Origin of the sequence: Streptomyces sp. NPDC102451 (assembly GCF_044765485.1) — a bacterium.
Classification (GTDB): domain Bacteria; phylum Actinomycetota; class Actinomycetes; order Streptomycetales; family Streptomycetaceae; genus Streptomyces.
Window position 1 is genome coordinate 40485 of sequence record NZ_JBIWKD010000026.1, and the last position, 24527, is coordinate 65011.

38 protein-coding genes and 2 tRNA genes are annotated in these 24527 nt (G+C 72.4%); 5 read left to right on the forward strand and 35 right to left on the reverse strand.

Features of this window, described 5'->3' with window-relative positions; genetic code table 11:
* Positions 1-33 precede the first annotated feature (33 nt).
* The 11 genes from ACIRD8_RS35070 to ACIRD8_RS35120 all read right to left on the reverse strand — a co-directional run bounded on the left by ACIRD8_RS35070 (position 34) and on the right by ACIRD8_RS35120 (position 5170).
* Complete coding sequence (locus tag ACIRD8_RS35070) at positions 34-465, reverse strand: hypothetical protein (RefSeq protein ID WP_404000970.1); 432 nt, start codon at positions 463-465, stop codon at positions 34-36.
* A gap of 37 nt (positions 466-502) precedes the next feature.
* Entirely contained in the window at positions 503-772 is a 270-nt protein-coding gene (locus ACIRD8_RS35075) for a MerR family transcriptional regulator (protein WP_404000973.1), read from the reverse strand.
* Between the two features lie 179 nt (positions 773-951).
* Positions 952-1089 (reverse strand): hypothetical protein, encoded by a 138-nt coding sequence (locus tag ACIRD8_RS35080; RefSeq protein WP_404000975.1) that lies wholly within the window; start codon positions 1087-1089, stop codon positions 952-954.
* An 82-nt stretch (positions 1090-1171) separates the two neighbouring features.
* Complete coding sequence (locus ACIRD8_RS35085; RefSeq protein WP_404000978.1) at positions 1172-1363, reverse strand: hypothetical protein; 192 nt, start codon at positions 1361-1363, stop codon at positions 1172-1174.
* Position 1364: 1 nt separating this feature from the next.
* On the reverse strand, positions 1365-2189 hold the full coding sequence (locus tag ACIRD8_RS35090) for a hypothetical protein (RefSeq protein ID WP_404000981.1): 825 nt from the start codon (positions 2187-2189) through the stop codon (positions 1365-1367).
* 1 nt (position 2190) lies between these two features.
* On the reverse strand, positions 2191-2640 hold the full coding sequence (locus ACIRD8_RS35095) for a hypothetical protein (protein WP_404000984.1): 450 nt from the start codon (positions 2638-2640) through the stop codon (positions 2191-2193).
* Positions 2641-2652: 12 nt separating this feature from the next.
* The gene (locus tag ACIRD8_RS35100) at positions 2653-3288 is read right to left on the reverse strand and encodes a hypothetical protein (protein WP_404000987.1); all 636 of its coding nucleotides are present in this window, start codon (positions 3286-3288) and stop codon (positions 2653-2655) included.
* The gene (locus ACIRD8_RS35105; protein WP_404000990.1) at positions 3285-4343 is read right to left on the reverse strand and encodes a protein transporter Sec31; all 1059 of its coding nucleotides are present in this window, start codon (positions 4341-4343) and stop codon (positions 3285-3287) included. The genes ACIRD8_RS35100 and ACIRD8_RS35105 overlap by 4 nt, the downstream gene beginning before the upstream one ends.
* Positions 4344-4410: 67 nt before the next feature.
* A complete protein-coding gene (locus tag ACIRD8_RS35110; RefSeq protein ID WP_404000993.1) occupies positions 4411-4677 on the reverse strand; it encodes a hypothetical protein in 267 nt (88 codons plus the stop codon).
* Complete coding sequence (locus ACIRD8_RS35115) at positions 4674-4832, reverse strand: hypothetical protein (RefSeq protein ID WP_404000995.1); 159 nt, start codon at positions 4830-4832, stop codon at positions 4674-4676. The genes ACIRD8_RS35110 and ACIRD8_RS35115 overlap by 4 nt, the downstream gene beginning before the upstream one ends.
* Entirely contained in the window at positions 4832-5170 is a 339-nt protein-coding gene (locus tag ACIRD8_RS35120; RefSeq protein ID WP_404000998.1) for a hypothetical protein, read from the reverse strand. The genes ACIRD8_RS35115 and ACIRD8_RS35120 overlap by 1 nt, the downstream gene beginning before the upstream one ends.
* A 180-nt stretch (positions 5171-5350) precedes the next feature.
* Between ACIRD8_RS35120 and ACIRD8_RS35125 the strand changes: the two genes are divergently transcribed.
* Entirely contained in the window at positions 5351-5566 is a 216-nt protein-coding gene (locus tag ACIRD8_RS35125) for a hypothetical protein (RefSeq protein ID WP_404001001.1), read from the forward strand.
* Between the two features lie 320 nt (positions 5567-5886).
* Here ACIRD8_RS35125 and ACIRD8_RS35130 read toward each other — a convergent pair whose 3' ends face one another.
* The 19 genes from ACIRD8_RS35130 to ACIRD8_RS35220 form a co-directional block, all read right to left on the reverse strand.
* Positions 5887-6621, reverse strand: a complete 735-nt coding sequence (locus ACIRD8_RS35130; RefSeq protein ID WP_404001004.1) for a hypothetical protein — start codon at positions 6619-6621, stop codon at positions 5887-5889.
* A 25-nt stretch (positions 6622-6646) separates the two neighbouring features.
* Positions 6647-6961, reverse strand: coding sequence for a hypothetical protein (locus ACIRD8_RS35135; RefSeq protein WP_404001007.1), 315 nt, complete (start codon positions 6959-6961; stop codon positions 6647-6649).
* Entirely contained in the window at positions 6958-7275 is a 318-nt protein-coding gene (locus ACIRD8_RS35140; protein ID WP_404001010.1) for a hypothetical protein, read from the reverse strand. The genes ACIRD8_RS35135 and ACIRD8_RS35140 overlap by 4 nt, the downstream gene beginning before the upstream one ends.
* Positions 7272-7673, reverse strand: coding sequence for a hypothetical protein (locus ACIRD8_RS35145; protein ID WP_404001013.1), 402 nt, complete (start codon positions 7671-7673; stop codon positions 7272-7274). The genes ACIRD8_RS35140 and ACIRD8_RS35145 overlap by 4 nt, the downstream gene beginning before the upstream one ends.
* A complete protein-coding gene (locus ACIRD8_RS35150) occupies positions 7673-8197 on the reverse strand; it encodes a hypothetical protein (RefSeq protein ID WP_404001015.1) in 525 nt (174 codons plus the stop codon). The genes ACIRD8_RS35145 and ACIRD8_RS35150 overlap by 1 nt, the downstream gene beginning before the upstream one ends.
* On the reverse strand, positions 8194-8388 hold the full coding sequence (locus tag ACIRD8_RS35155) for a hypothetical protein (protein ID WP_404001018.1): 195 nt from the start codon (positions 8386-8388) through the stop codon (positions 8194-8196). The genes ACIRD8_RS35150 and ACIRD8_RS35155 overlap by 4 nt, the downstream gene beginning before the upstream one ends.
* Positions 8385-8702, reverse strand: a complete 318-nt coding sequence (locus ACIRD8_RS35160) for a hypothetical protein (protein ID WP_404001021.1) — start codon at positions 8700-8702, stop codon at positions 8385-8387. Before ACIRD8_RS35160 ends, ACIRD8_RS35155 begins: the two co-directional genes overlap by 4 nt.
* Positions 8699-10048, reverse strand: a complete 1350-nt coding sequence (locus ACIRD8_RS35165; RefSeq protein WP_404001024.1) for a hypothetical protein — start codon at positions 10046-10048, stop codon at positions 8699-8701. Before ACIRD8_RS35165 ends, ACIRD8_RS35160 begins: the two co-directional genes overlap by 4 nt.
* Before the next feature lie 208 nt (positions 10049-10256).
* Complete coding sequence (locus ACIRD8_RS35170) at positions 10257-10709, reverse strand: hypothetical protein (protein WP_404001027.1); 453 nt, start codon at positions 10707-10709, stop codon at positions 10257-10259.
* Positions 10706-10906, reverse strand: coding sequence for a hypothetical protein (locus ACIRD8_RS35175; RefSeq protein ID WP_404001030.1), 201 nt, complete (start codon positions 10904-10906; stop codon positions 10706-10708). Before ACIRD8_RS35175 ends, ACIRD8_RS35170 begins: the two co-directional genes overlap by 4 nt.
* A complete protein-coding gene (locus tag ACIRD8_RS35180) occupies positions 10903-11157 on the reverse strand; it encodes a hypothetical protein (protein WP_404001032.1) in 255 nt (84 codons plus the stop codon). Before ACIRD8_RS35180 ends, ACIRD8_RS35175 begins: the two co-directional genes overlap by 4 nt.
* A complete protein-coding gene (locus tag ACIRD8_RS35185) occupies positions 11150-11452 on the reverse strand; it encodes a hypothetical protein (RefSeq protein ID WP_404001033.1) in 303 nt (100 codons plus the stop codon). The genes ACIRD8_RS35180 and ACIRD8_RS35185 overlap by 8 nt, the downstream gene beginning before the upstream one ends.
* Positions 11452-11583, reverse strand: coding sequence for a hypothetical protein (locus ACIRD8_RS35190; protein ID WP_404001035.1), 132 nt, complete (start codon positions 11581-11583; stop codon positions 11452-11454). Before ACIRD8_RS35190 ends, ACIRD8_RS35185 begins: the two co-directional genes overlap by 1 nt.
* Positions 11580-12215, reverse strand: coding sequence for a hypothetical protein (locus ACIRD8_RS35195; protein WP_404001038.1), 636 nt, complete (start codon positions 12213-12215; stop codon positions 11580-11582). The genes ACIRD8_RS35190 and ACIRD8_RS35195 overlap by 4 nt, the downstream gene beginning before the upstream one ends.
* Positions 12212-12604 carry a response regulator transcription factor gene (locus ACIRD8_RS35200; RefSeq protein ID WP_404001040.1) on the reverse strand — a complete coding sequence of 131 codons (393 nt, stop codon included), beginning with the start codon at positions 12602-12604 and terminating at the stop codon, positions 12212-12214. Before ACIRD8_RS35200 ends, ACIRD8_RS35195 begins: the two co-directional genes overlap by 4 nt.
* Complete coding sequence (locus tag ACIRD8_RS35205; RefSeq protein ID WP_404001043.1) at positions 12601-12951, reverse strand: phiSA1p31-related protein; 351 nt, start codon at positions 12949-12951, stop codon at positions 12601-12603. The genes ACIRD8_RS35200 and ACIRD8_RS35205 overlap by 4 nt, the downstream gene beginning before the upstream one ends.
* The gene (locus ACIRD8_RS35210; RefSeq protein ID WP_404001045.1) at positions 12948-13313 is read right to left on the reverse strand and encodes a hypothetical protein; all 366 of its coding nucleotides are present in this window, start codon (positions 13311-13313) and stop codon (positions 12948-12950) included. The genes ACIRD8_RS35205 and ACIRD8_RS35210 overlap by 4 nt, the downstream gene beginning before the upstream one ends.
* A 92-nt stretch (positions 13314-13405) precedes the next feature.
* Positions 13406-13615: a DNA-binding protein gene (locus ACIRD8_RS35215; RefSeq protein WP_404001048.1), complete on the reverse strand. Its 210-nt coding sequence runs from the start codon at positions 13613-13615 to the stop codon at positions 13406-13408.
* The gene (locus tag ACIRD8_RS35220; protein ID WP_404001051.1) at positions 13612-13845 is read right to left on the reverse strand and encodes a helix-turn-helix domain-containing protein; all 234 of its coding nucleotides are present in this window, start codon (positions 13843-13845) and stop codon (positions 13612-13614) included. Before ACIRD8_RS35220 ends, ACIRD8_RS35215 begins: the two co-directional genes overlap by 4 nt.
* Before the next feature lie 144 nt (positions 13846-13989).
* Between ACIRD8_RS35220 and ACIRD8_RS35225 the strand changes: the two genes are divergently transcribed.
* Both ACIRD8_RS35225 and xerC read left to right on the forward strand, forming a co-directional pair.
* Entirely contained in the window at positions 13990-14430 is a 441-nt protein-coding gene (locus ACIRD8_RS35225) for a hypothetical protein (protein ID WP_404001054.1), read from the forward strand.
* Between the two features lie 107 nt (positions 14431-14537).
* Positions 14538-15731 (forward strand): tyrosine recombinase XerC, encoded by a 1194-nt coding sequence (gene xerC, locus ACIRD8_RS35230; RefSeq protein WP_404001057.1) that lies wholly within the window; start codon positions 14538-14540, stop codon positions 15729-15731.
* Between the two features lie 94 nt (positions 15732-15825).
* Here xerC and ACIRD8_RS35235 read toward each other — a convergent pair.
* Both ACIRD8_RS35235 and ACIRD8_RS35240 read right to left on the reverse strand, forming a co-directional pair.
* Positions 15826-15898 (reverse strand) — tRNA-Arg (locus ACIRD8_RS35235).
* A gap of 216 nt (positions 15899-16114) precedes the next feature.
* A tRNA-Ser gene (locus ACIRD8_RS35240) sits at positions 16115-16205 on the reverse strand.
* Positions 16206-16595: 390 nt separating this feature from the next.
* Between ACIRD8_RS35240 and ACIRD8_RS35245 the strand changes: the two genes are divergently transcribed.
* Entirely contained in the window at positions 16596-17066 is a 471-nt protein-coding gene (locus ACIRD8_RS35245) for an SSI family serine proteinase inhibitor (RefSeq protein ID WP_404001059.1), read from the forward strand.
* A gap of 345 nt (positions 17067-17411) precedes the next feature.
* Positions 17412-21440 carry a PAS domain-containing protein gene (locus ACIRD8_RS35250; RefSeq protein WP_404001062.1) on the forward strand — a complete coding sequence of 1343 codons (4029 nt, stop codon included), beginning with the start codon at positions 17412-17414 and terminating at the stop codon, positions 21438-21440.
* 96 nt (positions 21441-21536) lie between these two features.
* On the opposite strand, the gene ACIRD8_RS35255 is transcribed toward ACIRD8_RS35250, so the two are convergent.
* From ACIRD8_RS35255 to ACIRD8_RS35265, 3 genes are all read right to left on the reverse strand, one after another.
* Entirely contained in the window at positions 21537-23183 is a 1647-nt protein-coding gene (locus tag ACIRD8_RS35255; protein WP_404001064.1) for a long-chain fatty acid--CoA ligase, read from the reverse strand.
* A 239-nt stretch (positions 23184-23422) separates the two neighbouring features.
* Positions 23423-23977, reverse strand: coding sequence for a SigE family RNA polymerase sigma factor (locus tag ACIRD8_RS35260; RefSeq protein ID WP_404001067.1), 555 nt, complete (start codon positions 23975-23977; stop codon positions 23423-23425).
* Positions 23978-24191: 214 nt separating this feature from the next.
* Positions 24192-24509 (reverse strand): hypothetical protein, encoded by a 318-nt coding sequence (locus ACIRD8_RS35265; protein WP_404001070.1) that lies wholly within the window; start codon positions 24507-24509, stop codon positions 24192-24194.
* Positions 24510-24527: the final 18 nt, after the last annotated feature.

Below are 24527 nucleotides of genomic sequence, written 5' to 3' on the forward strand. Positions count from 1 at the left end.
GCGCGTGCGTGGTCGGGCCTGGGTGAGGCGTGGTCAGAAGTCGGGGCAGAGGTGCTTGTGGACTGCGTCCAGGACCTTGCCGCCCGTGTCCGTGTTGCTGATGTCAGGCAGGCGCGTGTCGATGGTGAACCTGCTGAGCGTCTGCTCGATCAGCGTTGCCCTGTCCTTGGTGGTCTTGATCGAGCTGCACTGGTTGAGCCCGCGGCTCACGGCTTGGTCGTCCTTGCCAGGCTTCACGATGCGGGGGTCGATCGCGTTCAGGGCGTCGATGAACGCGGCGACGGTCGCCTCGTCGGGTTCGGCGGGCAGGCCGGCGGCCTCGCGGGCCTTGTCGAGGTCGGCCTTGCTGAGCGCGCTCTGGGTAGGCGCTGCGTCCATGGCGTCCTCCTGGTCGCTGGTGCCGCACGCGGTGAGCGTGGCGAGGAGTACGGCCGCGGTGAGCGCGGCGGTGGTGGTGGTGCGCATGGTCCCCCCTGGGATGACGTGATGTGGGGGGATCGTGTCACGGATGTGCAGGACTGGTGACGGTCTCTGGGATGCCGACCAGGCGCAGGGCGCGGCCGCGGGTAGCGAGCTCGGCGCGGGCGACGTCGGCGAGGCGGTAGAGCCTGGTCCTGTTGTCGTCGGCGAGGCCGGCGGCGGTGAGGTGTCCGCGGCTGCTCCATTGGCGGATGGTGCATGGGCGGATGTGCGCAGCGGTGGCACTCAGTGCTTGGCGTGCTCTGTCGGCGTGGGCGGCGGCCTGGGCGGTGGTGAGCAGGTCGGTGTCCATGGGCCTCCGTCCGGGCATGCGAAAGCCCCTGGCCGGTGGTCAGGGGCTCGGGTGGGCACACGTGTGCTGCTGGCAGAAGTGTGACGCTGAATGGCGATCTTGTCCAGCGGGGCGCGGGTCCAAGTAGCAAGCGAGTACCTGGACGTGTCAGACGGTACGGCGCGGCACTGACAGTGCCTCTACTTCGGGGTGCCGGGGACGGGCTTGGCCGGGGTCTGGACGTGGCCGCCGCGGCTGGCGGAGTACTCGCGGGAGTGCTGGGGCTCGGCTTCGGCACGCTTCGGGTCGCGGCTGGGCATGGTCTTGCGGAGTGCCATGATGCGGGTCCTGTCTCTGTGATCGGGGATGGGTGGCCCGGGGCCGGCCGAACTCTTGGCGGATGGCGGCCGGCCTCGGGAGTCAGCGGCGGATGGGCTCGACTGCGTCGGATGGGACGTGGTGGATCTGGCCCTGCCGGAGGTGGATGCCGCAGCCCTCGATGAGCACGCGGGCGGTGGTCCCGTCGTCTTCGAGGACGCGGACGGGGACGGTGCAGCCGGCGGTGCCGATGTGCGGCAGGGCGGCCCTCTCGGGGATGGCGTGGATCGGCATGTCAGGCCCTTTCGTGGTGGTGGACGTGCGCCTGTGCGGGGTTGTGGGGGTCGTCGGTGACGGTGAAGCGGGGGGCGTTGCCCGCGTTGTTGTTGTTGCTCTGACCTGGGACAACAACGCCAACAACAGGCGGCTCAGAAGGAGGCTGGGGGAGGGGTGGGAAGTCCTCTTGGTGGACCCCCTCGCGCCCGCCCGTGGGGGGCACCCGTACGCCGGGCCGTACGCGCACCCCGTGGCGGGTGAGGAGGGCGCGCACATCGCCGGTCTTCCAAGGGGTGGCGGGGAGGCCGACGAGGGGGGTGCGGGTGAGGTGCTCGGCGAGGGTGGCGAGGTGGACGCCGGAGCCCTCGGTGTAGACCTCGGCCAGGAGCAGCGCGACGTGCTCGCGGGTCAGGATCTCGGAGGGGTGCCTCTGGTCGGTCGCAGGCTCCTCGTCCGGCTTCTCCTCGCCGTCCGCCGGCGCCTTCTCGGGGAGGGCCGCCGCGTAGCCGAGAACGAGCGCGGTGAGCACCCAGGCGGCGACCAGGACGAGGGCGATCGTGGTGGTGTAGGGCGTGGCCTTGGTGATCACGGCGAGGGCGGCGACCACGAACCAGCGGAGCAGGGCGGAGCCCTCGGCCGAGGGCACCTTCTGCGTCGGCGTCTTGGGCTTCTCCCCCGGGTCGGCCTTCGGCCCCTCGCTGCTCTCCCCCGTGCCGTCGGCCGGCTCTTCTGCAGGCTTCGGCGCGGGCTTCGGCTTGGCGTTGCACAGCCAGTCAACAGTCCAGCGGGTGACCTTCGACGAGCCCACCCACAGGGCCGTCCAGAACACGATCCAGTGCTCCATGTCAGGCCCCGACCATCATGAACAGGGCGGCGACGAACTGACCGGGTACGGCCCAGATGGAGCCGTCTCCGGCCGAGGGCCAGGTGAACGCGGCGATCAGGCAGAGGGCCGCGGACCGTACGGGGTTAAGCGGGGCGACCAGCATCAGGATGAGCAGCAGGGCGCACGCTGCGCCGATCCCGATCTCTCCGAACGGGCCTCCGGAGCCGCCGACTCCGAGGCCTGTCCAGCCCTGCTCTACGACCTGCTGCGGGCTCGCCCAGATCTTCCCGGCGGCGATGTACGCGGACCCGGCGAGGAGCGCGACGAGACCGGCCCGGAAGGTGTTGAGCTTGACCTTTCCTCTGCCGATCACGCCGAAGATCAGTAGCGCGGTGAGGCAGAGAGCGAGGCCGCCTGAGCCCATGAATCCGAAGACGGAGCCCGCGCTGGTGGGTGCTGCGAGGTGCATGACGGTGAACTCCTAGACGGTGCCGGGGGCGTACAGCGCGAGGGCGATGGCGGCGGAGCAGACGGGGATGCGGGCGGCCCAGACGAGGACGGGGCGCAGCGCCGGGGGCATGTAGGGGAGGCCGGGCAGGTAGGAGGCGACGATCCAGGTCACGAGGCCGAGGGCGATGCCGACGGCTGCTCCGGCCCGGCCGGCGTCGGCGATGAGCTCGCCCATCTGCTGCGGGAGACCGAAGACCCACCCGCAGCCAGCTGCGCCGAGGTGGTAGACGACCCAGATACGGCGGCGGTGAAGCCGCTCCTCGGCCCGTGTGTCGACGGGCGGGGTCCACGGAGGCTGTTGCGCGGGCTGGTTCACGGTGACGTGGATGCCGGGCGCGGCCGCGGTCTGCTCCTGCGGGGTCGGCGCGGGCTCCGGGGTGGGGCGGGTGCCGAAGGGGCGGGGGACGACGTACCACCACGGCCGGCTCTTCTCCGGCTGCTCGTCCTCCTGGTCGTCCTCGTCGTCCAGGTCCTCGGCGGCCGGGGCCGCGGTGGGCTCGGGAATGACATGGACCTGGACGAGGGGCGGCTGCGGCTGCTCGTCGACGGGGGCGCCGTCGACGATGCGGCGCAGTCGGTCGCGGAGGCTCTTCTCGGCGTCGCTCATGACGCCAGCTCGCGGTTGTACGTGCGGACGATGGTGGAGCGCGGGACAGCTGTCCCGTGGAGCTTGTGGACGTAGGACACGACCTTGTCCTTGTCCCGGACACCGGAGGACAGGGCTGTCCTGACGCTGTCCGCGACGGACTGCCCGGGCGGGGCGATGGAGGGCAGCGGGCCTCTTGACCTGCTGTCCTGCGTGTCCTGCGCGTTGTCCTCGGCGTCCAGGACAGCCAGGACAACGTCCGGGTCGTAGTCCAGGCCGAGGGTGTCGAGGTGGTCCAGGACGTCATCGTGGGACAGGTCCGGGACAGTGGCCCGGATGGCCCGGACAGCCGACAGGACAGTCGGGGACAACTGTCCTGGCGTGTCCCGTCCGTTGTCCTGCTCGAGGGCCGCCGGTGCGGGAGGCGGCGCGTAGACGGCGGCCTGGCCCTCAATCCGGGCCAGGTGTCGCTTCTGGGCGCCGAGGGCGAGTCGGGCGGCGATCTCGGCTGCTTCGTCCTGCAGCCACTGGGCGGTCCGGTCAGGCAGGGGCCGGGACTGGTGGCGCATGACGGTGGACCACATCTTCTTCGCGATGGCGGAGACGGCGGCCCCTGCGAGCCCTACGTAGAGGGCCTCCTCGACGTAGCCGTGGGTGGCGACGACGGCCATGTCCACGGCCAGGGCCCAGGTGCCGGCCGTGCGCGGTCCGGCGGCGCGGGCGGCGTCGTAGCGGGCGAGCCATTCCAGGGCCATGCAGGTCACCCAGGCGAGGGCGAACGCGCACGCGGCGAGGTAGGCGATGGGGGCGACGACGGCGCGGGCGAGGAGGTCGCCGATGCTGGCGACGGACCAGATGACGGCGACGGTCACCAGGAGCGCGGCGACGGTGGTGACGGCGGTGGTGACGGCCTGGTCCCAGTCGCGGGGCGGGACGGGGACCATCACTTCGTAGTCTTCGTCGACCATGCGGGTCTTGCCGTTCACGGTGTGCGGGACGAGGCGCTGCCGGGTCTCGGTGCGGTAGCGGACGCCGGGGAGCATCTGCTGCTCGGTGGCGGTCTGTTCAGTGGTCACGCTGCTCCTCCGGGAGCGGACAGGGGCGGCCGGGCCGCATCGAGGTGCGGCCCGGCCGTACGCGGTGTCAGGTGGTCGGGGTCCAGCGGGTGGGAGCCAGGCCGGGCTGGGTGACCGTGATGACGGTCCGGTGCGCGACGGCGGTCCCGCCGCGCAGGACCGCCCCGGCGATGACGGTCTGGACGTGGCCGCCGCAGACGCTCGGGTTGCCGGCCACGGGCCGCCACGACGCACCGTCCTGGAACTCGCCCGTGTAGGCGGCGTCCGGGGCGATGGTCGCGATGAGCGGGTGGCGGTGCGCCGCGGCAATGTCGTCGGCGTTGTCCCGGCTCATCGGGCACCCGAACTGTTGCCGTTGGTGCGGGCGGATCCGAGCTGGATGCGGCTGTCCGCGGTGCTGGGTCGGGGGCCCTGCTGGGCGGCGGCCTGGCCCTGGCGGTACGCCTGGGCGGCGGCGGCCGGGCTGGTGCTCGGCAGCGGCGCGCCCATCAGACGGTCCTCGCGGCGGAGCGCAGGCAGATGGCCCACTCACCGCGGGTCCGGGCGCTGGCCCAGAGTTCGGCGGAGAGGGCGCTCATGGCGCGGCGGGCGGCGTGCTGGGCGACGGGCTGCGGGTAGCCGCTGAGGATGCGCTGGTCGGCGCGGGCGAGCGTGCGGCCCCATCCGGTGATGGTGAGGTCGTCGCCGGGGCGGCTCTGGGCGAGCTGGTCGGCGGCCGAAAGGAGCAGCTGCGCGGCGAGGCTCGGCAGGGCCATGAGCTCCTGCAGGCGGGCGTCCATGGCGGCACGGGCTGCCGGTACGGCAGAGGCGCGGATACGATCGCGCATAGGTCATCTCTCCTGGTGAGTCAGGTGGATGGCTGGCCCCGACCGGAGTTGCACCTCTGGTCGGGGCCGTGTTGTTGGCGAGTACGACCGTAGCGAGAAGTGTGGACATTGTCCACACTTCTCCGAGAGGATGTCCGCATGCCCGAACCGCCCGAGGGCCCAGAGCCGGAGAAGAGGACCATGACGATCCCGCGATTGGCCGAGCGCGTCGGCAGGAGCCGGACCCTGATTCACCGGCTGGCGACGACCCCGGCCGAGGGATGGCCGGCTCCCGTGTTCCGCCCGGGGAGCAGCCGCCCGGAGTACGACGTGGCCTGGTTCGACGAGTACTGGGCTCGGCGGCAGGCCGGGATGACGCAGGGGCGGCGCACCGACCTGCAGGGCCCAGAGAACTGACCGAACGCAGCGGCGCCTCGCCCAGGAGAGATGGGCGAGGCGCCGCTGTATCAGCAGGCTACGGCTTGGGCCACTGGTCGTGATTGTGGCCGCAGGACGCCGGCCGGATGCACTTCCGGCAGTGCCTGCATTCGACGTGGATGCTGTCCCCTCGCATGGGGCCACCACAGTCGGCGCAGCGTTTCGTGGGCTGCGGATCGGGCTGTGCAACTTCTTCCATGGTCCTCCTGCCTGCTGCTCGCGGCTGATCCGCGGCGCCTATGGAGGACATGCGAAGGCAGGGGAAGGTTGCAGGGGCCCCAAGCCATCTCATGCAGCGCTCATGCGGCGCTCATGCGGCGTGCCTGCATGAGGAGGGCGGTGCGGACGAGGCCGGGCATCACCACGGCGCGGTGGTCGGTGTACTGCTCGCGCGTCAGCCGTACGGAGCAGACCGTGCAGCTGATGTGGAGCTCGTCCTCCCTCTCCTGCAAGGCGAAGCCGGAGCAGCCGGGGCAGGGAGCGTCCATGGCCTTGGTGCGTGGCCGGGTGTGGGTGATCCGGCGGATCCGGTGAACGGCGTCCTCGAGCTGCTCGTACATCGCCGGGGCCCACGACTGGCGGGCGGCGTACGGGAGGTAGGCCTGCAGCCACCCGCACCAGGCCGGCACATCGGCACCGCGCCGCGACCAGGGCCCGGTGCACGGCTGAACCCGGACCGTCCCGTGGGCGTCGCGGTGGACGGAGGGCAGTTCGCTGGCGAGGTACCGGGCCCACCCGTACAGCAGCGGCTCGAGCGGGACGCCACCGGTCTGGTCGCCGTGCGCGTCCACCCACGGCACGACGTGCCCGGGGCCGAGGAGGTCCAGGACCCGGATGTCGACGGGGAGCGGCGAGTGGGCGCGGCCGGCGCCGCCGCGCTGCGCCGGACCGGCGCCCGGGCGCAGCAGGTCCTGCAGGAGCGGGAGGTGCTGGGGGATCTCCCGCAGCCACGTGTGCAGCCGGTACTGGCAGGCGACGCACAGGTAGTGCTCGGCGGGGGCGTGGCGCTGGCAGATGCTGCAGGTGGTGTCCATGGGCGTGCTCCGGTCGTGCGGTGGGTCAGGGGGTGTGAGGTGCGGCGGCCAGAGCTCCGGCCGCGCGGCGCTTGAGGTACGCGTTGAACTCGGCGACAGCGGCCTGGTCGCCGGGGCTCAGTTCGAAGTTGGGGTTGTTGCCGCAGCGCGGGCCGCCCCCTCGGGGGCGGCGCGGAGCGTGGGCGGGGCAGAGGTCGGTGCCAGCACCGCCGGCGGCCCATCCGGCGCGGGCGGCGACCTCGTACGCCTCGGCCTCCGTACGCGCCCCGGTGTGAAGCAGCGCCGCGCAGATGCCGTACGGGACGGGGCGGTCGCAGCTCACGACGATGCCGAGGCTCACGGCCGCTCCCGTACGCAGGTGGCGTCGTGTTGGCGGCCGTGGCTGACGAATCCCGCCTCGCAGCACCAGCGGGCCCACGGGTCTATCCCAGTGAGCATGTCGGCGCGGGCACGCCGGCGGGCCTGGTGGTGGAGGGCCTGCAGCTGCTCGGCAGCACGGCGGACGTACGAGCAGGCCTCCCAGCAGACGCCGGTCAGGACGAGGCACAGCAGGACAGCAGCCGGACGGCCGGAGCAGGCGTACAGGAACGCGAGGACCGCGAACGCCGCGCCGGCCAGGACGAGGCCCGCGTACCGCAGGCGGGCGGATATCACCGGGAACCGTCCATGCTGGGCCGCTTCCTGTCCCGCGCCGTCATCCTCGCCCCGTGCTCAGCACGGCAGATCGGGCACCTGCAGCCCCAGTTCGTGTAGGCGCTCGCCCCGTGCGTGAAGACGGCGAGGCCGGCCTCCCGTCGGGCGTAGCGTTCAGCCTTCGCGGCGCGCAGGCGGGCGGTGTGCTGCGCGCGGCAGGCGGCACACCGGCAGCCGGCCTTGTACCGGGCGGCGGACCCGCATCCGGCGCTGATCGGCTGCCAGGTGCTCGGAATGTCGTGCCGCTGCCGGGCGCGCAGCACGGTGCGCGCGTGCACTCCCAGCTCTGCGCCGATCACGGTGTCCGGCACCCCGGCCGCGGCCATCTCACGTACCCGGTCGACCTGTTCGGGAGACATCAGCTTGCACCGCCCGTCGCCTCGCGCCAGGCCTCCACGACGGCCTTCGGCACGGTGCCAATGGCGGGCACGTCCACGCCGGCGCTGCGAGCCCAGGCCCGGACCTCGGCCGGCACGTAGTCCCGGGTCGGGGATCTGCGCGGCGTCGGCCGCAGCTGCTCCTTACGCGAACGGAGCTCGGCGAGCTGCCGCTCCAGGCGCTGCTCCTCGGCGGCGACCTCGGCGAGTTCCTCGTCCTTCGCGTACAGGCCGCGGAGCTCCCGGAGCAGGGCCCGGGCCTGTTCACCCTTGCGGACGATGAGCTTCGCCTGGTGTCCCTCGGCCCACGCGAGGAGCTTGCCGACGGGGAGCGGCGCGGCACCGCCCGTCGGAGCCTCCTGCGAAGTACGTGGGCCGGGAACGGGTCGGGGCTGCTGCATGAACTTCCTCTTTTCGGCGGTGATGTGAGGGATCTCGGGCGCCGGGTGGCGCGGTACGTCGGGGAGCTCCTCGTCCAGGAGGCGCTGCAGGGCGGCGATCGTCATGACGGGTGACGCCATGGGTGCTTGGCCCGGTCGCCGAGGCGCCACCCGTCCAGGCCCTCGAGGAGCTCCTGGACGTGGTCGGCCGCCTCGGGGTCCGGGCGCGTACGGCGAGCGCCGCCGTAGGAGCCGTCCGGGAACTCCTCCCGGCGAGCGGTCACCCGCGCGAGGGTCTCGGCGTCCTCCCGAATCACGGCTGCCACCTCTGCGGGGCCGGCCGAACACCGCGGGCTCGCTGCCCCGAACTGCTGCTGCGCCTGGGCGGCGGGGAGATGCACGTGGCGTGGTGCGGCATCGCCTGCCACTCGCCCGGGCGGATGTCCGGCCGGGCCGCAGTGATGCTGCGGACGTACAGCACCCCGTCCGGGCCCTGCATGACGGCCAGGTTCCCGGCCTCGCTCGGTTCGGCGTCCACCGGCTGACGCCTTCCGTTCGCCGTGGTGAGGGCCCAGCAGATCCGGGCGCTGCAGCGGCGGCAAATGGTGATGTGGGCGGTGCTCGGCTTCATGCTGGGTTCCCTCCGGAGTGATCGATCGCGGCGAGGTGAGGCAGGACCAGGGCGTGGCCGTAGAGGTAGGTGGCCCCGGCGCGCCCGTACCGGCCGATGGCCTCGCGGACGGTCTCGGGGGTCGCGGCCGCCCGGAGCTCCTGCAGCTGCGCCCGGCTCAGGTCGGGGCGCTGCGGCCCGTCGACGGCCGGGGGCGCCCACGGCACCGTTGGCGCGTCCGCCGGCCGCACCGGCGGCTGCTCCCGAGGCGGGCTCGGCTGCTGCGCCGCGGGCTCCTCGGCGGGCGCCTGGTCCTCGAGGCAGACCTGGCAGGGCTGGCCGGTGTGCCAGAGCGTCCCGGACTCGCAGCCCGGGTGGTGGCAGCCGCGGCGGACCAGGCCCGGGCCGAGGATCCACCGGCCCGGGTCCCTCGGGGCCTCGGTGGAGGCGTAGCGGGCGGTGAGGCGGGCGGTGAGGCGTTCCATGCCGGTGCCGTGGGCGAGCTGGCGGCCGATCTCGGCGTCGATCCTTCGCAGGACCCAGGCCGAGAGGCCGGGCAGCAGGTGGTGGACGGGCTCGAGGACCTGCCAGGAGCGGCGGGTCAGGTGACCATCGGCCTCGGCGATTCCCGGGCCGCTGGTGTTGCTGCGCTTTTCGTCGTGACCCGCAGCGCGGAACGTGGCCGGAGCCGAGTTGTCCACAGGGCGGCCAGGCTTACTACCTGCAGGGCGCCTGCGGCGGATCCCACCACCACCCCGCGTCTTCTTCACGGGTCGGTCAGTCCTGGGGTCTTCCCTAGACGTGAGGGATCCGTCGTGATCGTCCGGACCGGATCCGTCATGGATGTCAGGGGCGATGTCCTCGAGCTGGACGGCCTGCAGCGGGTGGCGGTAGGCCTCGTAGGCGTGGCGGCCCTGCAGTCCCTCGCGGCGGTGGACGGTGACCCAGCCGGTGGCGCCTAGCTCCTCGAGGAGCCGGGCGGCCTGGCGCTCGCCGAGGTGCTGGCCGGCCTTCTGACCGGTGTGGTGGTAGAGCATCGCGCCGAGGTCCCCCACGGCCAGCGGCTGGTTGCGTACGGCGGCGTAGGCGATCAGGGCGTAGAGGCGCAGCAGGCGCGGTGAGAGGGCGTCAGCGGCCCGTACGGGGATCCACACGAAGTGCTCGGCCGGGGCGGCCTGGCGGACGGTGCGGTGCGCGGACTGCCCGCGGCCACCGGGCAGGGTGCGCCGGGTTGTCAGGACCTCGGTCAGGCCGTCGACGTCGTCCGGCGTCGCGAGGTCGCGGAGACCCCTCTCCGTCTCCGACTTGGACAGGCCGAGGTACTCGGCGAGGGTGGCGACCTTGGCGGTGCAGCCCTCGGTCCTCATGCTCAGCGCTGCGATCTTGATGTAGACGCTCAGGGCCGAGTCTCGGTACTGAGCGCCCACAACCAGGCGCAGGGGGACACGCACACGAAGACCACCGCCGGCGTACGGCCGCGCCTCGGCCGCGCGGGGCGGCTGAGGGCACGGCGCAGCAGCAGCCGGGGCTGCTGCGTACGCGACGGCGGTGGTCACCAGGATTCTCCGGGGTAGGTCAGGCGGGCTGGGCGGTGGGGCGCTGGTGGAACCCGGCGCGGGCCCGGCCCATGGAGTGCGTGGGGATGACGGGCTGCAGGAGCGCGGTCTCGTACGGCATGGGCCCGGTGCGTCGCACCCAGCCGCGACCCTCGAGGACGCGCAGCGCGACGACGACCTGGCCCGCGGACAGCCCCGTGGCCGTCGCGAGACCGTGCAGACCGGGCTGCTGCCCCATGCGCCCGGTCCGGGCGTTCGCGTAGGTGGCGAGGGTGAGCGCGGTCAGCCGGGTCTGCGCCGTCATCCCGGACGTGCGCACCGCGATGTCGTACAGCGGACGGAACCGCTCGCCGGGAGCGAGGACGGCCGGGGCGAGCATCTCGCTCAGACGGTCCGCGGCCCGTCGGCGGGCCGGGGACCGGCGGGCCAGATCGGCGGGCGACGGACGGTGCTCTGCAGCAGTGGTCGTCATGTCGACTGCTCCTGTTCTACGGGCGGTTCGGCGAACTGGTTGAGGTAGGACCCGGCGGGCCACCCCGGGCCCGGCTCGGGCTCGGGGAGGCCCAGCAGGGCGGCGGGGGTGTGGAGGTCGCAGCGCCAGCCGCACGGGTAGAGCCGGGCGGGCCGCAGGGCGTGCGGCTGGCTTACGGACTCGCAGGCCTTGCTCACTCGGAGGTGAGGACGTGGCCGCAGACGCTGCAGCGCAGCCCCTCGGCGGTCACTTCGTGGCGGGTCTGCATGTGCCCGCAGCGCGGCTGGTCGCACTGGACCCAGAGCGAGGTGTCCGGGGTGGTGAGGCGCCGTACGGCATCCCCCGCCCGGCGGGCGCCTGCGATCGCCAGCAGCGCCCCGGCGACCACCCAGAACAGGACGCCGGTCGCCATGACGATCACGATGAGGTAAACGGCCCACTCAGGCATCGGCGCTCACCGCCGGCCGCTCGACACGGAGTTCGGCGAGGGCGACGCCGTACGTGGCGCACAGACCCGAGCACCAGGCGCGGTCCGGGTCGGTGGAACCGTAGACACCGACGCGCACCCATCCGGCCTGCAGGCCGGTCTCGTCGAGGGCGTCGGCCTCGGCACCGCACTGCGGCGTGGTGCAGGCGCCGGGGATCTCCGGGTGCAGGCCCAGGCGCGGGAGCTCCCCCGTCCCCTGCGTCCGGGAGCGCTTCCCCTTGGGCTTGATTGCGGCGTTGAATCCGGGAGCAGCCATCAGCTGTTCTCCTTGCGGTGGTACGTGATGTGGGTGAGGTGCCGGTCGGCGAGCCAGCCGACGGTGATCCAGAGGAGATCGGCCAGGCCGAGCGCCAGGACGGCGAGGAGTAAGGCCTCCTCGGCGGTCACTCGTCGGCGTCCGGGTCGTACGCGGCAGCCACCTCGAGCGGGGTCACGGTGTAGCCGGTCGTCGCTTCGTCGCCACCGTCGACCTGGACGCCGAGCTCGGCCACCGCCAGGGCGCCGTCCTCCTCGTCGGTCGACCAGTCGAAGACGAGCGCGACGTCGGCGGGGTACTCGCGGCTGACGAGGGCCTCGCAGTGCTGCTGTGCCGCCTCGGCCGTGGTGTACAGACCGATCCCGATCATGTTGCCCGCGGCCCGGTAGACCACGGTCGGACCGGGCGGGGCAGGAGCAGGGATCTGCGCGAGGTAGCAGAGCGCGGCAACCGTCGCGGCGATCTCGCGGGGGTCCTCGTCGCAGACCGACAGCTCGCCGAGCTCGTCCAGGCCGTCCAGGATCTGCCGGCCGGTGGGCTGCTCACGCAGCGCCCGGGCGAGCGCGACCAGAACCGTGCTGACCGGAGTGAGCTCCGCCCCGGCCGACGCCGGGGTGCCCTTCTCCAGTGCGGCCCGGGCGCTGCCGCACTGCTCGTCGCGCAGCGCAGCGAGCAGCGGGAACTGCGCGTCGATGGACCGGTTGACCGCGGCCAGCTCCTGGTCGGCCATGGCCTGCCGCCGCTCAGGTGTGAAGTCGCTCATGAGGTCCTCCGGTCGCGCTGGCCAGGCAGGGCGAAGGGTGCGCCACCGGGGCGGAGCAGGCCGTACGACATGGCGACGGCGACCGCCTGGGCGCCGGTGTGTACGCCGAGCACCCGGTAGAGGCGTCGCAGGTGCGTCTTCACGGTGCCCGGGGTGATGCACATACGGCGGGCGGTGGCCTTGACGGAGTCGCCGAGGGCGAGACCGATCAGGACTCCCAGCTGCTGGTTAGTCAGCTGTACCGGGGCGTCCGGGACCGGCACCGCGAAGGCGGCGCCGAGGGCGGCCTCGGTCAGCACGGCGACGTCCGCCGTGGTGATGGGGAGGTCCCGCTCCTCGGCGACGGCCAGGAGCTGGGTGTGGATCGCGGTCTGCAGGGGGTGCGTCATGCTGACCGCCCCCGCAGCCGGCCGAGGAGCGCGGCGAACGCGCGAGGCGTCGGCGTCTCCTTCTCGTCCTTCTCGTCCCCGGCGGTGCAGGTGGGGGCGGTCAGAGCGGCGCGGCGGTCGGCGCCGGTGACGGGGCGGGGCGCGGCGATCAGCGGTCCGTACGTCCAGTAGACCTGCGACAGACGCTCCGGAGAGTCGTCCCCGGTCTGCATCAGCGGCATGCCGACGGTGTCGGTCTCGCCGGTCCACGTCCACCGGCACCCGTAGGTGTCGATCCACGTCAGGGTCAGGTCGAAGGCGAAACCCGCGACCTCGCCCAGCTTCTCGGGGATGGTGATGGTCGTCATGCGGCGTCACCGCCGACCGAGGTGTCGTCGTCCTCGGTGATGGTCCAGGCGCGGACCTGCACGCCGCGGATCGTCACCGTCACCTCGGTGTACGAGGCCTTGCGGGTCTGGTGGGGGGCACGGTCGGCGACGGCCTGCCACGCGGTCGCGAACTCGATGACCCTGGTCGGCTCGTTGGGGAAGTAGAGGCTCACGTCGTAGCGGTCGCCGTCGCGGGAGAGCGCCACGTCGGTGGGCATCACGATGGCCAGGGCGCTGACGGCTTCCTCGGCGACGGCCAGGGCGTGCATCAGGGCGTCGCGAGTCTCGGGGAACTCCGTCTGTGCCAGCTGCAGTGCGGGTTGGGTAGTCTCGGTGGTCACGGTGACCTCGATTTCTGATCGGGTTGAGGTGTGCCGGTTGAGGGGCTGCTCACGGACCAGGCCCGGTCCGGGGTGGCCCCGATTGCGTGCGGTCAGGCGGCCTCGAGGAGGCGGACCAGCGACGCGGTTACGACGCGGTGGCTCTTGCCGAAGGTCAGGGTTCGTACAGGTGCGTCGCCGCACTTGACCAAGGCGTAGAGATGGGCCCTGCTCACGCCCAGCGCCTTGGCGGCGGCGGGCACGTCGACGGTGGCCGGCCACGCCCTCACTTCGTCGAGCGTGGGCCCGGGGTCGCGGCTCATGCCGTGGCCGATGCCGGGGCGGCGGGCGGGGGCATCAGGTCGGCGACCTCGCACTTGAGCTCGCCAGCCAGCCGAGCCAGCACCGGAGCCGATGCGCCCGCGGTGCCGCGCTCGATACCGGAGATGTGGCTCTTGGTGACCCCGACCCTGCGGCCCAGGGATTCCTGTGTCAGCCCGGCCTCGATCCGGCGGCGACGGATCTGCGCAGGGTCTTGGTAGTGGGCTCTCATGACCGGCACAGTAGCCAGAAGTTCAAGAAAGTACAAGAAAGAACTAGCCGGAATTCGTCCTGAACCGGCGTTGCCTACCATCTGACGTGCTGGTGTCCTAAAGTTCAGCGAAGTTCGATCCGACCCTGAGAGGACCCCCCCGTGGTGAGCGCGCCCCCACCCGCCCCACCGCCCGAGGCCGAGTTGATCCGAGTGGCCCGGCTGGCCAGGGGGCTCAGCCCGGAGACAGCGGCAGAGCGTGCACCCGTACGCCTGGGCGGTGGCCGATGGCGCCACATCGAACAGGGGTACACCCGCCGCAGCCCGTTCACGCCCACGACCGCGCCGGCAAAGACGCTCGCCCACATGGCGAACGTGGTGGGCGTCCAGCCTGAGCAGCTAGACGACGCCGGGCGGGCAGACGCGGCGGAGATCCTGCGGGAGATCAAGCGGCAGGAGGCGACCGAAGGACAGCCGGCGCAAGGGCCTGTTGATCCCCGCGCGCAGATGGCGGTGGACATCCTCATGGACCTGCCTCCGCATGTCCGGGACGAGGCTCTGCGTCAGCTCAGCCCGGAGCTCCGGAAGCGGATCGGCGAGGGCTGATGGTCACCCGAAGTCCCCGTGGCCATGCGAACTATCCGCGGCCGCGGGGACTTCGGCGTATGCGGAACACCGCGGCGACAGACGCCCGGTCGACAGGAGGGGAAGTCATGCCAGAGATCAAGAAGGTCACGGCGAGGGGGAAGACCCGCTACCGGTTCGTCGTCGACATCGGGGTGGACCCTGCCACCAAGAAGCGACGTCAACTCACGGTGACCAAGGACACCTCGACCGAGGCCAAGAACGAGCTGGCGCGCATCCAGCACCAACAGGCGACCGGCCAGTTCGTCGCGCCGTCGAAGATGACGGTGGAGGAGCTGGTCGACACCTGGCTCGCGATGGTGACGCCGGACGTGGAGGTGAAGACAGCACGGTCCTACGTAGACGCGATGGCGTACGTGAAGGCGCGGCTCGGCGCGACGCCCGTGCAGCAGCTGACCGAGGAGGACGTGACCGAGATGGTCACGTGGATGCTCACCAGCGCTCGCCGGATCGGCGGGAAGCCGGGCACGGGTCTCAGCGTCCGGACGGTGGACCTCACGCTGGGGCGCCTGCGGGCGGTGCTCATCCTCGGCATGCGGCGCAGCATCCTCACGCGGAACGTGGCCGAGTACGTCACCGTGCCCAAGGCGGCCCGGAAGGCGGCCCGCGCCAAGAAGCGCGAGAAGACCCCGTGGAACGAGGACGAGGTGAAGCAGTTCCTTGCCGGCATCCGGGGCGTCCGGGAGTACGGCGGGTGGATGTTGACGTTCATTGCCGAGCGGCCGGCCGAAGTGTGCGGCGCTCGTTGGGCGGAGGACATCGACCTGGAGAAGGGCACCACCACGATCGGTAACACCCGGACCCTGACGTACGACCCGTCACGTCCGCGCGGGGAGCGGTCGGTGGTGGTGGAGAAGGATGCCAAGTCCGAGGCCGGTGAGCGCGCCCTCCCCCTCCCGCTGCCCACGTGGGCCGGGCTGAAGGCTTTCCGCAAGGCCCAGGTGGCCGAGCGGCTCGCAGCCGGAGAGGCGTACGAGAACAAGGGCTACGTGATGGTGGACGCGCTGGGTCGTCCATGGAAGACGGACAAGCTGCGGCGCGAGGCGTACAAGTTGATGGACGCGACCGGGGTCCGGCGGGTGACGCTCTACATGGCAAGGCACGCGGTGCTGTCGTGGATGGCGAACAACGGCGTGCCGGACACGGTGGTGTCGGCGTGGGCCGGCCACGCGGACCTGTCCTTCACGAAGCGGGTCTACGTCCACCCTGACCCGCAGTCACTCAAGGTCGGGTCGGACAAGCTTGCCGAGCTCCTCGGCTGAGCAAGATCATCGGGCGTGTGAGAAAACGTGAGACGAAACGAGGAAGGCCCCGATCCCCCGGAGGAGAATCAGGGCCTTGACCTGGTGTTTCTTGTGCACTCGGCAGGATTCGAACCTGCAACCTTCTGATCCGTAGTCAGATGCTCTATCCGTTAAGCTACGAGTGCGTGTCCTAGGCCTGAGCCTTGGTCCCGCCTCCCGGGCTTTTCTGCCCTGTCGGCGTTGCGAGAACAACATTACATGACCTGCGCCGTGACGCGAAATCCATTACCCAAACAGCCGCTGACCTGCGGAAACGGTCTCCTGAGGCTGGTTCCTGCGGCCGCGTACGACACCCGGTACGACCGAAGCCCCGTGCCTGGGGCACGGGGCTTCGGGTTCTGCGGAGGCGGAGGGATTTGAACCCTCGATGGGCTTTAAGACCCAAACCGCATTAGCAGTGCGGCGCCATAGACCGGACTAGGCGACGCCTCCAGCACACCCCGCGCGAGCGCGGGTGGTGCGTGCAGATGATGACACAGTCGAGCGCGCTGTCACCAATCGCTGCTCACGGTACTAGGCAGGTGGGCAGTGAGGCAAAGCGCCCTGCGGGGGTGTTCAGGTCCGGTTCCGGCCGTGCGCCCGGGCCGGGCCTCCGGCGCGCCCGAATCGGGGCTTCACGAGGTGATCGCTCAGATGTTCGGGGGTGGCTTCTCCGATCGGCCGCCCATGAGTTGCGCAACGTGCGGGCGTAAGGAGCGTTAGAGAGGACGAGGGCTCCGCCCTCCGTCCGTCACCCCCGTGTGCCCGGCCCGCGCCTCCATCAGGCGCGTACCGGAGCAGGCCGGCGCGCTCCTGGGCGCGCCAGAACTACAGGAGCCCCGCATGCTTCGCCGTCTCACCCTCACCGCCGTCGCGTCCCTCGCCGCGCTGTCCGCCGCCGCGCCCGCCGCCACGGCCGCGTCCCCTCTCGTGCCGCTGCCCCCGCTCCCCGTACTCCAGGGGGAGTGGCCTGCGCTGCAGGACACGACGACCCGGCTCACCGTGACGGTCTCGGAGTCCGGCAACCCGGCGGCGAACGGGACCTTCGAGCTGGAGTGCGAACCGGCGGGCGGCAGCCACCCCGCCGCGCAGCGCGCCTGCGACCTGCTGGACGAGGCCGCGGCGTCGGGGAAGAACCCCTTCGTGGCGACGGACCGCAATGCCATGTGTACCCAGCAGGCCGGCGGCCCGGCCGCCGCCAGGGTCCAGGGGACCTGGCAGGGGGAGAGCATCGACGCGCGCTTCAGCCGGGCGAACGGCTGCGAGATCTCGCGCTGGAACAACCTCGTGCCGGTACTTCCCTCCGCGAGGTAGCCGGTTCGGCGGGGCGTGCGCCGGGGACTTCAGCCGGGTCCGACGGCGCGCACCGGGGCGCGAAAAGGGCGCCCCGGACGCCCTTCCGGCCGGGTTCCGGGCCCGTTCCGGGCGGCCCCCGGGCGCCCACCGGACCGTATCCGCGCACGTCAGAGGGGGCGCTCACCGTCACGGCACGGGCCACCGGCGTACACCGTGTGCACAGAACCTTGGTGAGAGCTCCCCCTCATCCGCCGCCCGTCACGCGCTCCCTGCCTTTAGACTCCTCCAGTGACAGCCTGAGGCCCGAGGGGCAGGATGGGGCCCGCTGTCGGCAAGGTGCGGTATTCAGGGAGGAAGCGTCTCGTGAGCAGCAGGCCATCCCGAGGCGCTGCTCGCCTCGCAGCCATACTCGACGCCCTCCCGGACGGGCTCCTGCTCGTCAACTGCAACGGCACGGTCGTCAACGCCAACACCATCGCCCTCGAAATGTTCGAGACCCCGGGCACCGCGCTCGTGGGACGCGGACTGCTCGATCTGCTTCCGGAGTTCGACTCCAGGCTGATCCCGGGGTCGATGCGCAGGCCGGACGCTGCGGACGAGCAGGGCAGGACCAAGCCGACGCGGATGACCGCGCGCCGGACCGACGGCACCGAGTACCCGGTCGAGGTCACCAGTGCCTCCCTGGACAGCGGCCAGGCCGGCTACAACGACATCCACTCCAGCTACACCGGCGACGAACTGCTCATGCTCGTCGTGCGGGACCTCTCCGGCACCGTCGACACCGAGGCCGAGCTGGCCCGTTCGCAGCGGCAGACCGAGATGATCCTGCGCGCCGCCTCCGAGGGCGTCGTCGGCACGGACACGGACGGCCGGGTCGTCCTGGTCAACCCCGCCGCCGCCCACATCCTCGGCTTCCGCGCCAGCGACCTCGGCGGCAAGGAGCTCCACCCGCTGATCCTGCACTCGCGCGCGGAGGGCGACCCGTTCCCGTACGAGGAGTCGCCGCTCGCCGACACCCTGCGGTCCGGCCGCAAGCACCGGGTGCGCGGGCAGGTGCTCTGGTCCAAGAGCGGCGACCAGGTCCCGGTGGACCTGACGACCGCGCCTGTACGCGACGGGGACCAGCTGGTCGGCGCCGTCATGACGTTCACCGACCGCAGGCCGTACGAGGAACTGACACAGCAGCACACCGACGAGGTTTCCGGGCTGACCGAACGGCACGCCGCCGAGATCGCCGAGCTCACCGAGAGCCACCGGGCCGAGGTCGCCGCGCTCACCGAACAGCACGCCGCCGAGTCCGCCGACCGCACCGAGCGGTACGCCTCCGAACTGGAGGAGCAGACGGAGCGCCTCACCTCCCTCGACGCGCGGCACACCCAGCTGACCGCCGTCCTGGGCGAGTCGCTGCGCGGGCCCCTGGAGGAGCTGCGCGGCGAACTCTCGGCCCTGGCCGCCGACCCGGCCGGCCAGCTCTGGCCCGAGGCCAACCAGATCCTGCACCACCTCGCCGCGGGCTACGCGCGCATGACGACGCTCGTCGACAACGTGCTGAGCTACCAGCGCCTGGACACCGGCGCCGAGGAGCTCGTCAAGCAGACGGTGCTGCTCGACGCGGTGGTGACCGCGGGCATCGACGGCGCCGTCGAGCTGATCGGCCCCGGGCGGGCGCAGTTCGCGGTGCACGCCCCGCCGATCGAGGCCGAGGTCGACGCGGGCCGGCTGATCACCGCGCTCGCCCATCTCGTCGCCGACGTGGCAGGTGTCGACTCGACCGGCAAGGCCCGTCCGGTGCCGGGCGGCGGGTACGTCGACTCCACGGTCGTCGTGGCCGCGGCGCAGCGCGGTGACGTCGTACGGATCGAGGTGCGCGGGCCGTTCGCCGGGGGCGACCCGGTGCACGTACCGATCGTGCGCGGGATCGTGCGCGCGCACGGCGGTGTACTCCAGACGCACGAGATGGCCGGGATGAGCGGCAGCGCGTACGTCCTCGAAGTGCCGCTCGGTACGGGCGCGGGGACCGTCGCGCCGCCGGAGCCGCTCCCGGTGCCCGAGGAGGCCGCCGTACCGGAGCCCGCCCCGCAGCAGGGCGGCCGGCGCAGGGCCCGCAGGTCTTCGACGGACGCGTTCCTGGACAGCCCCGTCGACGCGGAAGCGGCCGGTCCGGAGTCCGGTGACACCGCGGCGGCGGAGCCGACCGGCCGGCGCAGGGCGCGCCGGGGGGCCCAGGCCCCGCAGGAGCAGCGGCAGGAACAGGACCTGACCCCGCATCGGCAGAGCGAGGGCTCCGGTCGCAGGCGCGGCCGGCCCAGCCCCGCGGAGACGGGCACGGACAGCGCGCCGGGGCCCCGGCAGGCGCTGGCGCTCCCCGCGGCGGCCTCGGCCCCCTCGGAGGGGTCCGTGGTCACTGCGGCCGAGGGCGCGCAGGGCGGCGGTGGACGCCCGCAGCGCGGGCAGACCGTGCCACCCCAGGGCGTGCCGCAGAACGCCTCCGGGCGCCAGGGCGGCGCCGGCAGGCCCGCGTTGCCCGCCCTCGCCTCTCCCGAGGCGCCCGGGCAGCAGGAGCAGTCGCGTTCGGAGCAGTCCGCGCAGCAGCCCGGAGGGCGCCGGGCCCGCCGGGCCCTCGCCGCCGCGCAGGAACGCGCCGCCGCGGCCGAGCCTTCGGGGCCGCGTACCGCCTTCGCGCTGCCCCCCGCCGCCGCGGACCGGATCCCGCCGGTGGCCCCGGGCTCACCCGTCGTGGCACCGCCTTCCGCCGCCCCGGCCTCACCCGCCCCGCAGCCGGTCCTGGCGGCGCCCCAGCAGGCCGGTGCCCAGCCGCTCCCGGTCGCGGAAGGTCCGCTGCCCGAACGCCATGACGCCGTACGGACCGCTCCGGACGCGGACCACACCCCGCCGCAGCCGCACCCCGTGCCGTCCGGCCGCCGGAGGGCACGGTCCTCGGAGACGCCGGACACGCAGGCCAGGCCCGGTCATCCCGTACCCGGACAGCCGCTGCCCGCCGTGCCTCCGCAGCCCGACTGGGCGCAGAGCGGTATCCCGGTGCAGGGCCCGGTCGCGCAGGCGCAGGAGGAGGACGGCGAGGAGTCCTGGACCGGCCACGGCAGCACCACGCACACCACGGGCACCGTCGCCGCCCAGGCCGGCCCGCCCGCACCTGAGCCCGCACCCGCCCCGGAGCCGCATCCGGCGGACGGCGACGCACCGGCCCCGGTCCCGGACGCGCGACGCCAGCCGCTGCCCGCCGAGGCGCCCATGCCGGCGTCCTCGGACTCGACCCAGGGGCGCGCGTTCAGCGTGCGGACGCTGGGGCAGGGCGTTCCCTTCGCTCAGCACCTCGCGCACCAGCAGAACCAGACGCTCAGCGGTGCCGGGCGGCGCCGTAAGCTCGCGGCCCCGCCCGAGGCCGAGCGCCCGGCCGCGCCCGCCATGGCTCCGGCGCCGCCGCAGCCCGCCCCGGCCCCGGTTCCGCCGCAGCCCGGCGCCGCCCAGGGGAGCACGGTGCAGGGCTCCGGCACCGGACAGCTGCTGTCCCCGCCCGCGTCCGAGGGACGCTCGTACGCGATAGGTGCCCCCGACGCGGGTGCCGAGGGTCCGGAGCCGCTGGACGGCCCCGGTGGCGCGGTCGAGGTGGCGAACCGCCCGCAGCCGCAGCCCATCGATGACGAACTGCCACCGGAGCCGCTCGACAACCCGCGGCGGCTGCTCGTCTGGCCCGCCCCGGACGTCTCCACCCAGCAGGCCCTCAGCGACCGCGGCTACCGCCCGGTGATCGTGCACTCCCGCGAGGAGGTCGACGCCCAGATCGCGGCGTTCCCCGCCGCGCTGTTCGTGGACCCGCTGACCGGCCCGATCACCCGTACCGCGCTCCAGTCGCTGCGTCAGGCGGCCGTCGCGGCGGAGGTCCCGGTGCTGGTGACGGCCGGTCTGGGGCAGGCGACGAGGGAAGCGGCGTACGGTGCCGACCCAGCCGTGCTCCTCAAGGCGCTCGCCCCGCGCGACAGCGACCAGCACCCGCCGAGGGTCCTGGTGATCGAGGAGCACGAGGAGATCGCGCTCGCGCTGACGGAGACGCTGGAGCGGCGCGGTATGCAGGTCGCCCGGGCGTCGGGCGACAGCGAGGCGGTCGACATCGCCACCCGGATGCGGCCGAACCTGGTGGTGATGGACCTGATGCAGGTACGCCGCCGGCGCGCCGGGATCATCGACTGGCTCCGCGCGAACGGCTCGCTGAACCACACGCCGCTGGTCGTCTACACCTCGGCCGGCATGGAGGAGGCGGACCTCCCGAGGCTCGCCTCCGGTGAGACGGTGCTCTTCCTCGCCGAGCGCTCCACGAGCGACGAGGTGCAGTCCCGGATCGTGGACCTGCTGGCGAAGATAGGGACGAACTGACGCCCGTACGTCATCGGGCGCACGCGGCGAGGGCGGTACGGGTACATCCGTACCGCCCTCGCCGCACAACGCCCGCGGACGGTGCCGCGTGACGGATCAGATCTGCGTGATGTCCAGCTCGCCGTCCGCGTACTGCTTGCGGATCACCTTCTTGTCGAACTTGCCCACGCTCGTCTTCGGCACCGCCGGGATGATCGTCCAGCGCTCGGGCAGCTGCCACTTGGCGACCGACCGGGCGAGGAAGGTCTTGAGCTCCGCGTAGTCGGCGGTGGCGCCCTCCTTGAGGACGACGGTCGCCAGGGGACGCTCGCCCCACTTCTCGTCGGGCACGGCGACGACCGCGGCCTCGGCCACGTCCGGGTGCGCCATGAGGGCGTTCTCCAGATCGACGCTGGAGATCCACTCACCACCCGACTTGATGACGTCCTTGGCCCGGTCGGTCAGCGTGAGGTAGCCCTCGGCACTGATCACGCCGACGTCGCCGGTCTTCAGCCAGCCGTCCTCGCTGAACTTGTCCTCGGGCCGCAGGTGTTCGCCGTCGGCGCCGCCGTAGTACGCACCGGCGATCCAGGTGCCGCGCACCTCCAGCTCGCCCGCCGACTCACCGTCCCACGGCAGGTGTTCACCCCCGGGGCCGACCAGACGCGCCTCCACACCGGCCGGGAAGCGGCCCTGGGTGATGCGGTACGGCCACTCCTGCTCCTCGGTCAGACCGGCGGGCGGGTTGGACATGGTGCCGAGCGGCGAGGTCTCCGTCATGCCCCAGGCGTGGCAGAGGCGGACACCGAGCTTGTCGTACGCCTCCATCAGGGAGGGCGGACACGCGGCGCCGCCGATGGTGACGCTGGCCATGGACGAGAGGTCGCGCGGCTTGGCGGTCACCTCGGCCAGCAGCCCCTGCCAGATCGTGGGGACGGCGGCGGCGTGCGTCGGGCGCTCCTGCGCGATCATGTCGGCGAGCGGGGCCGGCTGCAGGAAGCGGTCGGGCATGAGCATGCTGACGCCGGTCATGAACGTCGCGTGCGGCAGGCCCCAGGCGTTCACGTGGAACTGCGGCACGACGACCAGCGTCGTGTCCTTGTCGGTCAGCCCCATCGACTCGGCCATGTTGACCTGCATGGAGTGCAGGTAGATGGAGCGGTGGGAGTAGACGACGCCCTTGGGGTCCCCCGTGGTGCCGGAGGTGTAGCACATGGCGGCGGCCTGGCGTTCGTCGAGCTCGGGCCAGTCGTAGGTGGTGGGGCGGCCGTCGATCAGCTCCTCGTAGTCGTGCACGCGGGGCGCGGCACCGTCGAGGACGGAGCGGTCGCCGGGCCCGGACACCACCACGTGCTCGATGGACGGCAGGTGGGGGAGCAGCGGTGCGAGCAGCGGCAGCAGCGAACCGTTGACCAGGACGACCTTGTCGTCGGCGTGGTTGACGATCCAGACGAGCTGCTCGGCGGGGAGCCGGAGGTTGAGCGTGTGGAGCACGGCGCCCATCGAGGGGATCGCCAGATACGCCTCGACGTGCTCGGCGTTGTTCCACATGAGCGTCGCGACGCGCTGGTCGCCGTCGACACCCAGGTCCTCACGGAGGGCGTGCGCCAGCTGCGCGGCCCGCCCGCCGATCTCGGCGAAACTCCGCCGGTGCGGCTCAGGCTCGCCGGTCCAGGTCGTCACCTGCGACTTCCCGTGGATGGTCATCCCATGGGTCAGGATGCGGGTCACAGTCAGCGGTACGTCCTGCATGGTGCTCAGCACGGCGTCCTCCCGGTGGGCGCTACGCGGCGGTAAAGGTTTGCTGATTCTGCGCACATACCACGCGGTATGTCACTACTTCCGGGAGTACGAATCGGTGTCGGCCGGAAGAACCGGGCTCTTGAAGGGCCGCACGGACGGAAGGGCTGTACAGGGGAGGCGGCTGCGCAGAGGGCTCGCCCCGCCTTCGTCAACGCGGGGCTCGGCCCGGCTTCGTCAACGCGGGGCTCGGCCCGCCTCCGTCAGCGGACCGGACTGAGCTCCGGATCCTCACGGAGCTTCCCGAGCGCCCGCGACACCGCGCTCTTGACCGTACCGACGGAGACACCCAGCACCTCGGCCGTCTGGGCCTCGCTCAGGTCCTCGTAGTACCTCAGGACAACCATGGCCCGCTGGCGGTCGGGGAGCTTGAGCACGGCGCGCCACATCGCGTCGTGCAGCGACTGCTGCTCGGCCGGGTCCGGCGCGGGGGCGGCCTCCTTCTCCGGCACCTCCTCGCAGGCGAACTCGTCGACCTTGCGCTTGCGCCACTGCGAGGTGCGGGTGTTCACCAGGGCGCGGCGGACGTAACCGTCGAGCGCCCCGTGGTCCTCGATCCGCTCCCAGGCGACGTACGTCTTGGTGAGGGCGGTCTGCAGCAGGTCCTCGGCATCGCTCGGGTTCGCGGTGAGGGAACGCGCGGTGCGCAGCAGTACGGGGCCCCGGGCCCGCACGTACGACGAGAACGACGGGTAGCGACGGTGTCCGGCGGAGGCAGCGACCGCCCTGGAGGCGCCGGTGCAGACAGGCGTGGTCATGGACTCCACGCTAGGAGCGGGCGCGGACGAGGGGATCGGCCCCAGGTCCCGAAGCCACGTCCGCCTCAGGTTGTAGGGGTCGGGCGGGCCCCACCTCCTGAAGGTGGAGGGAGGACCCGCCCACATCAGGGTCCTCACCCTGAGGGTGCACCCCGCCGCCGTACGGAGGCGGCCCGTGCGGCAGCGGCGGCGACACCGCCGCACGGGCCCCCGGTCAGTTCACCCAGAGCGGCGTGAAGGTCACATAGACGTTGTAGGTGGACTGGTCGATGTACGCGAAGGGCGATTGGCTGACCTGCACCGTATTGCTGTGGTTGGAGGCACCGAGGCCGACGGCCTGCTGCTGCGTCGTGGACGAGTTGCCGGAGTTGTCCCCGCCGACGCCTCCGGACCCGATGGTCGCCACCCCCGCGTTCGATCCGTCGCTCGCGAACGAACCGTTGTCGGCGACCGCGACTCCTCCGAACAAGGCGGCGGCGAGAGGCAGAGCGGCGACGGCGGCGAGGCCGCGAGCGGTACGGATACGTGCCATGTCAATTCCTCCAGAAAC

What these genes read in the sequence shown, in the direction of transcription:
- ACIRD8_RS35195 (WP_404001038.1), bottom strand. Translation starts at nt 12,215, where the DNA reads ATGAGCGACTTCACACCTGAGCGGCGGCAGGCCATGGCCGACCAGGAG.
- ACIRD8_RS35125 (WP_404001001.1), top strand. Translation starts at nt 5,351, where the DNA reads ATGACGATCCCGCGATTGGCCGAGCGCGTCGGCAGGAGCCGGACCCTG.
- ACIRD8_RS35080 (WP_404000975.1), bottom strand. Translation starts at nt 1,089, where the DNA reads ATGGCACTCCGCAAGACCATGCCCAGCCGCGACCCGAAGCGTGCCGAA.
- ACIRD8_RS35260 (WP_404001067.1), bottom strand. Translation starts at nt 23,977, where the DNA reads ATGACCACGCCTGTCTGCACCGGCGCCTCCAGGGCGGTCGCTGCCTCC.
- ACIRD8_RS35245 (WP_404001059.1), top strand. Translation starts at nt 16,596, where the DNA reads ATGCTTCGCCGTCTCACCCTCACCGCCGTCGCGTCCCTCGCCGCGCTG.
- ACIRD8_RS35215 (WP_404001048.1), bottom strand. Translation starts at nt 13,615, where the DNA reads ATGAGCCGCGACCCCGGGCCCACGCTCGACGAAGTGAGGGCGTGGCCG.
- ACIRD8_RS35265 (WP_404001070.1), bottom strand. Translation starts at nt 24,509, where the DNA reads ATGGCACGTATCCGTACCGCTCGCGGCCTCGCCGCCGTCGCCGCTCTG.
- ACIRD8_RS35165 (WP_404001024.1), bottom strand. Translation starts at nt 10,048, where the DNA reads ATGAGGACCGAGGGCTGCACCGCCAAGGTCGCCACCCTCGCCGAGTAC.
- ACIRD8_RS35095 (WP_404000984.1), bottom strand. Translation starts at nt 2,640, where the DNA reads ATGCACCTCGCAGCACCCACCAGCGCGGGCTCCGTCTTCGGATTCATG.
- ACIRD8_RS35205 (WP_404001043.1), bottom strand. Translation starts at nt 12,951, where the DNA reads ATGACGACCATCACCATCCCCGAGAAGCTGGGCGAGGTCGCGGGTTTC.
- ACIRD8_RS35160 (WP_404001021.1), bottom strand. Translation starts at nt 8,702, where the DNA reads ATGAAGCCGAGCACCGCCCACATCACCATTTGCCGCCGCTGCAGCGCC.
- ACIRD8_RS35120 (WP_404000998.1), bottom strand. Translation starts at nt 5,170, where the DNA reads ATGCGCGATCGTATCCGCGCCTCTGCCGTACCGGCAGCCCGTGCCGCC.
- ACIRD8_RS35130 (WP_404001004.1), bottom strand. Translation starts at nt 6,621, where the DNA reads ATGGACACCACCTGCAGCATCTGCCAGCGCCACGCCCCCGCCGAGCAC.
- ACIRD8_RS35200 (WP_404001040.1), bottom strand. Translation starts at nt 12,604, where the DNA reads ATGACGCACCCCCTGCAGACCGCGATCCACACCCAGCTCCTGGCCGTC.
- ACIRD8_RS35150 (WP_404001015.1), bottom strand. Translation starts at nt 8,197, where the DNA reads ATGACGATCGCCGCCCTGCAGCGCCTCCTGGACGAGGAGCTCCCCGAC.
- ACIRD8_RS35145 (WP_404001013.1), bottom strand. Translation starts at nt 7,673, where the DNA reads ATGTCTCCCGAACAGGTCGACCGGGTACGTGAGATGGCCGCGGCCGGG.
- ACIRD8_RS35115 (WP_404000995.1), bottom strand. Translation starts at nt 4,832, where the DNA reads ATGGGCGCGCCGCTGCCGAGCACCAGCCCGGCCGCCGCCGCCCAGGCG.
- ACIRD8_RS35070 (WP_404000970.1), bottom strand. Translation starts at nt 465, where the DNA reads ATGCGCACCACCACCACCGCCGCGCTCACCGCGGCCGTACTCCTCGCC.
- ACIRD8_RS35075 (WP_404000973.1), bottom strand. Translation starts at nt 772, where the DNA reads ATGGACACCGACCTGCTCACCACCGCCCAGGCCGCCGCCCACGCCGAC.
- ACIRD8_RS35220 (WP_404001051.1), bottom strand. Translation starts at nt 13,845, where the DNA reads ATGAGAGCCCACTACCAAGACCCTGCGCAGATCCGTCGCCGCCGGATC.
- ACIRD8_RS35185 (WP_404001033.1), bottom strand. Translation starts at nt 11,452, where the DNA reads ATGGCTGCTCCCGGATTCAACGCCGCAATCAAGCCCAAGGGGAAGCGC.
- xerC (WP_404001057.1), top strand. Translation starts at nt 14,538, where the DNA reads ATGCCAGAGATCAAGAAGGTCACGGCGAGGGGGAAGACCCGCTACCGG.
- ACIRD8_RS35100 (WP_404000987.1), bottom strand. Translation starts at nt 3,288, where the DNA reads ATGAGCGACGCCGAGAAGAGCCTCCGCGACCGACTGCGCCGCATCGTC.
- ACIRD8_RS35110 (WP_404000993.1), bottom strand. Translation starts at nt 4,677, where the DNA reads ATGAGCCGGGACAACGCCGACGACATTGCCGCGGCGCACCGCCACCCG.
- ACIRD8_RS35085 (WP_404000978.1), bottom strand. Translation starts at nt 1,363, where the DNA reads ATGCCGATCCACGCCATCCCCGAGAGGGCCGCCCTGCCGCACATCGGC.
- ACIRD8_RS35170 (WP_404001027.1), bottom strand. Translation starts at nt 10,709, where the DNA reads ATGACGACCACTGCTGCAGAGCACCGTCCGTCGCCCGCCGATCTGGCC.
- ACIRD8_RS35090 (WP_404000981.1), bottom strand. Translation starts at nt 2,189, where the DNA reads ATGGAGCACTGGATCGTGTTCTGGACGGCCCTGTGGGTGGGCTCGTCG.
- ACIRD8_RS35180 (WP_404001032.1), bottom strand. Translation starts at nt 11,157, where the DNA reads ATGCCTGAGTGGGCCGTTTACCTCATCGTGATCGTCATGGCGACCGGC.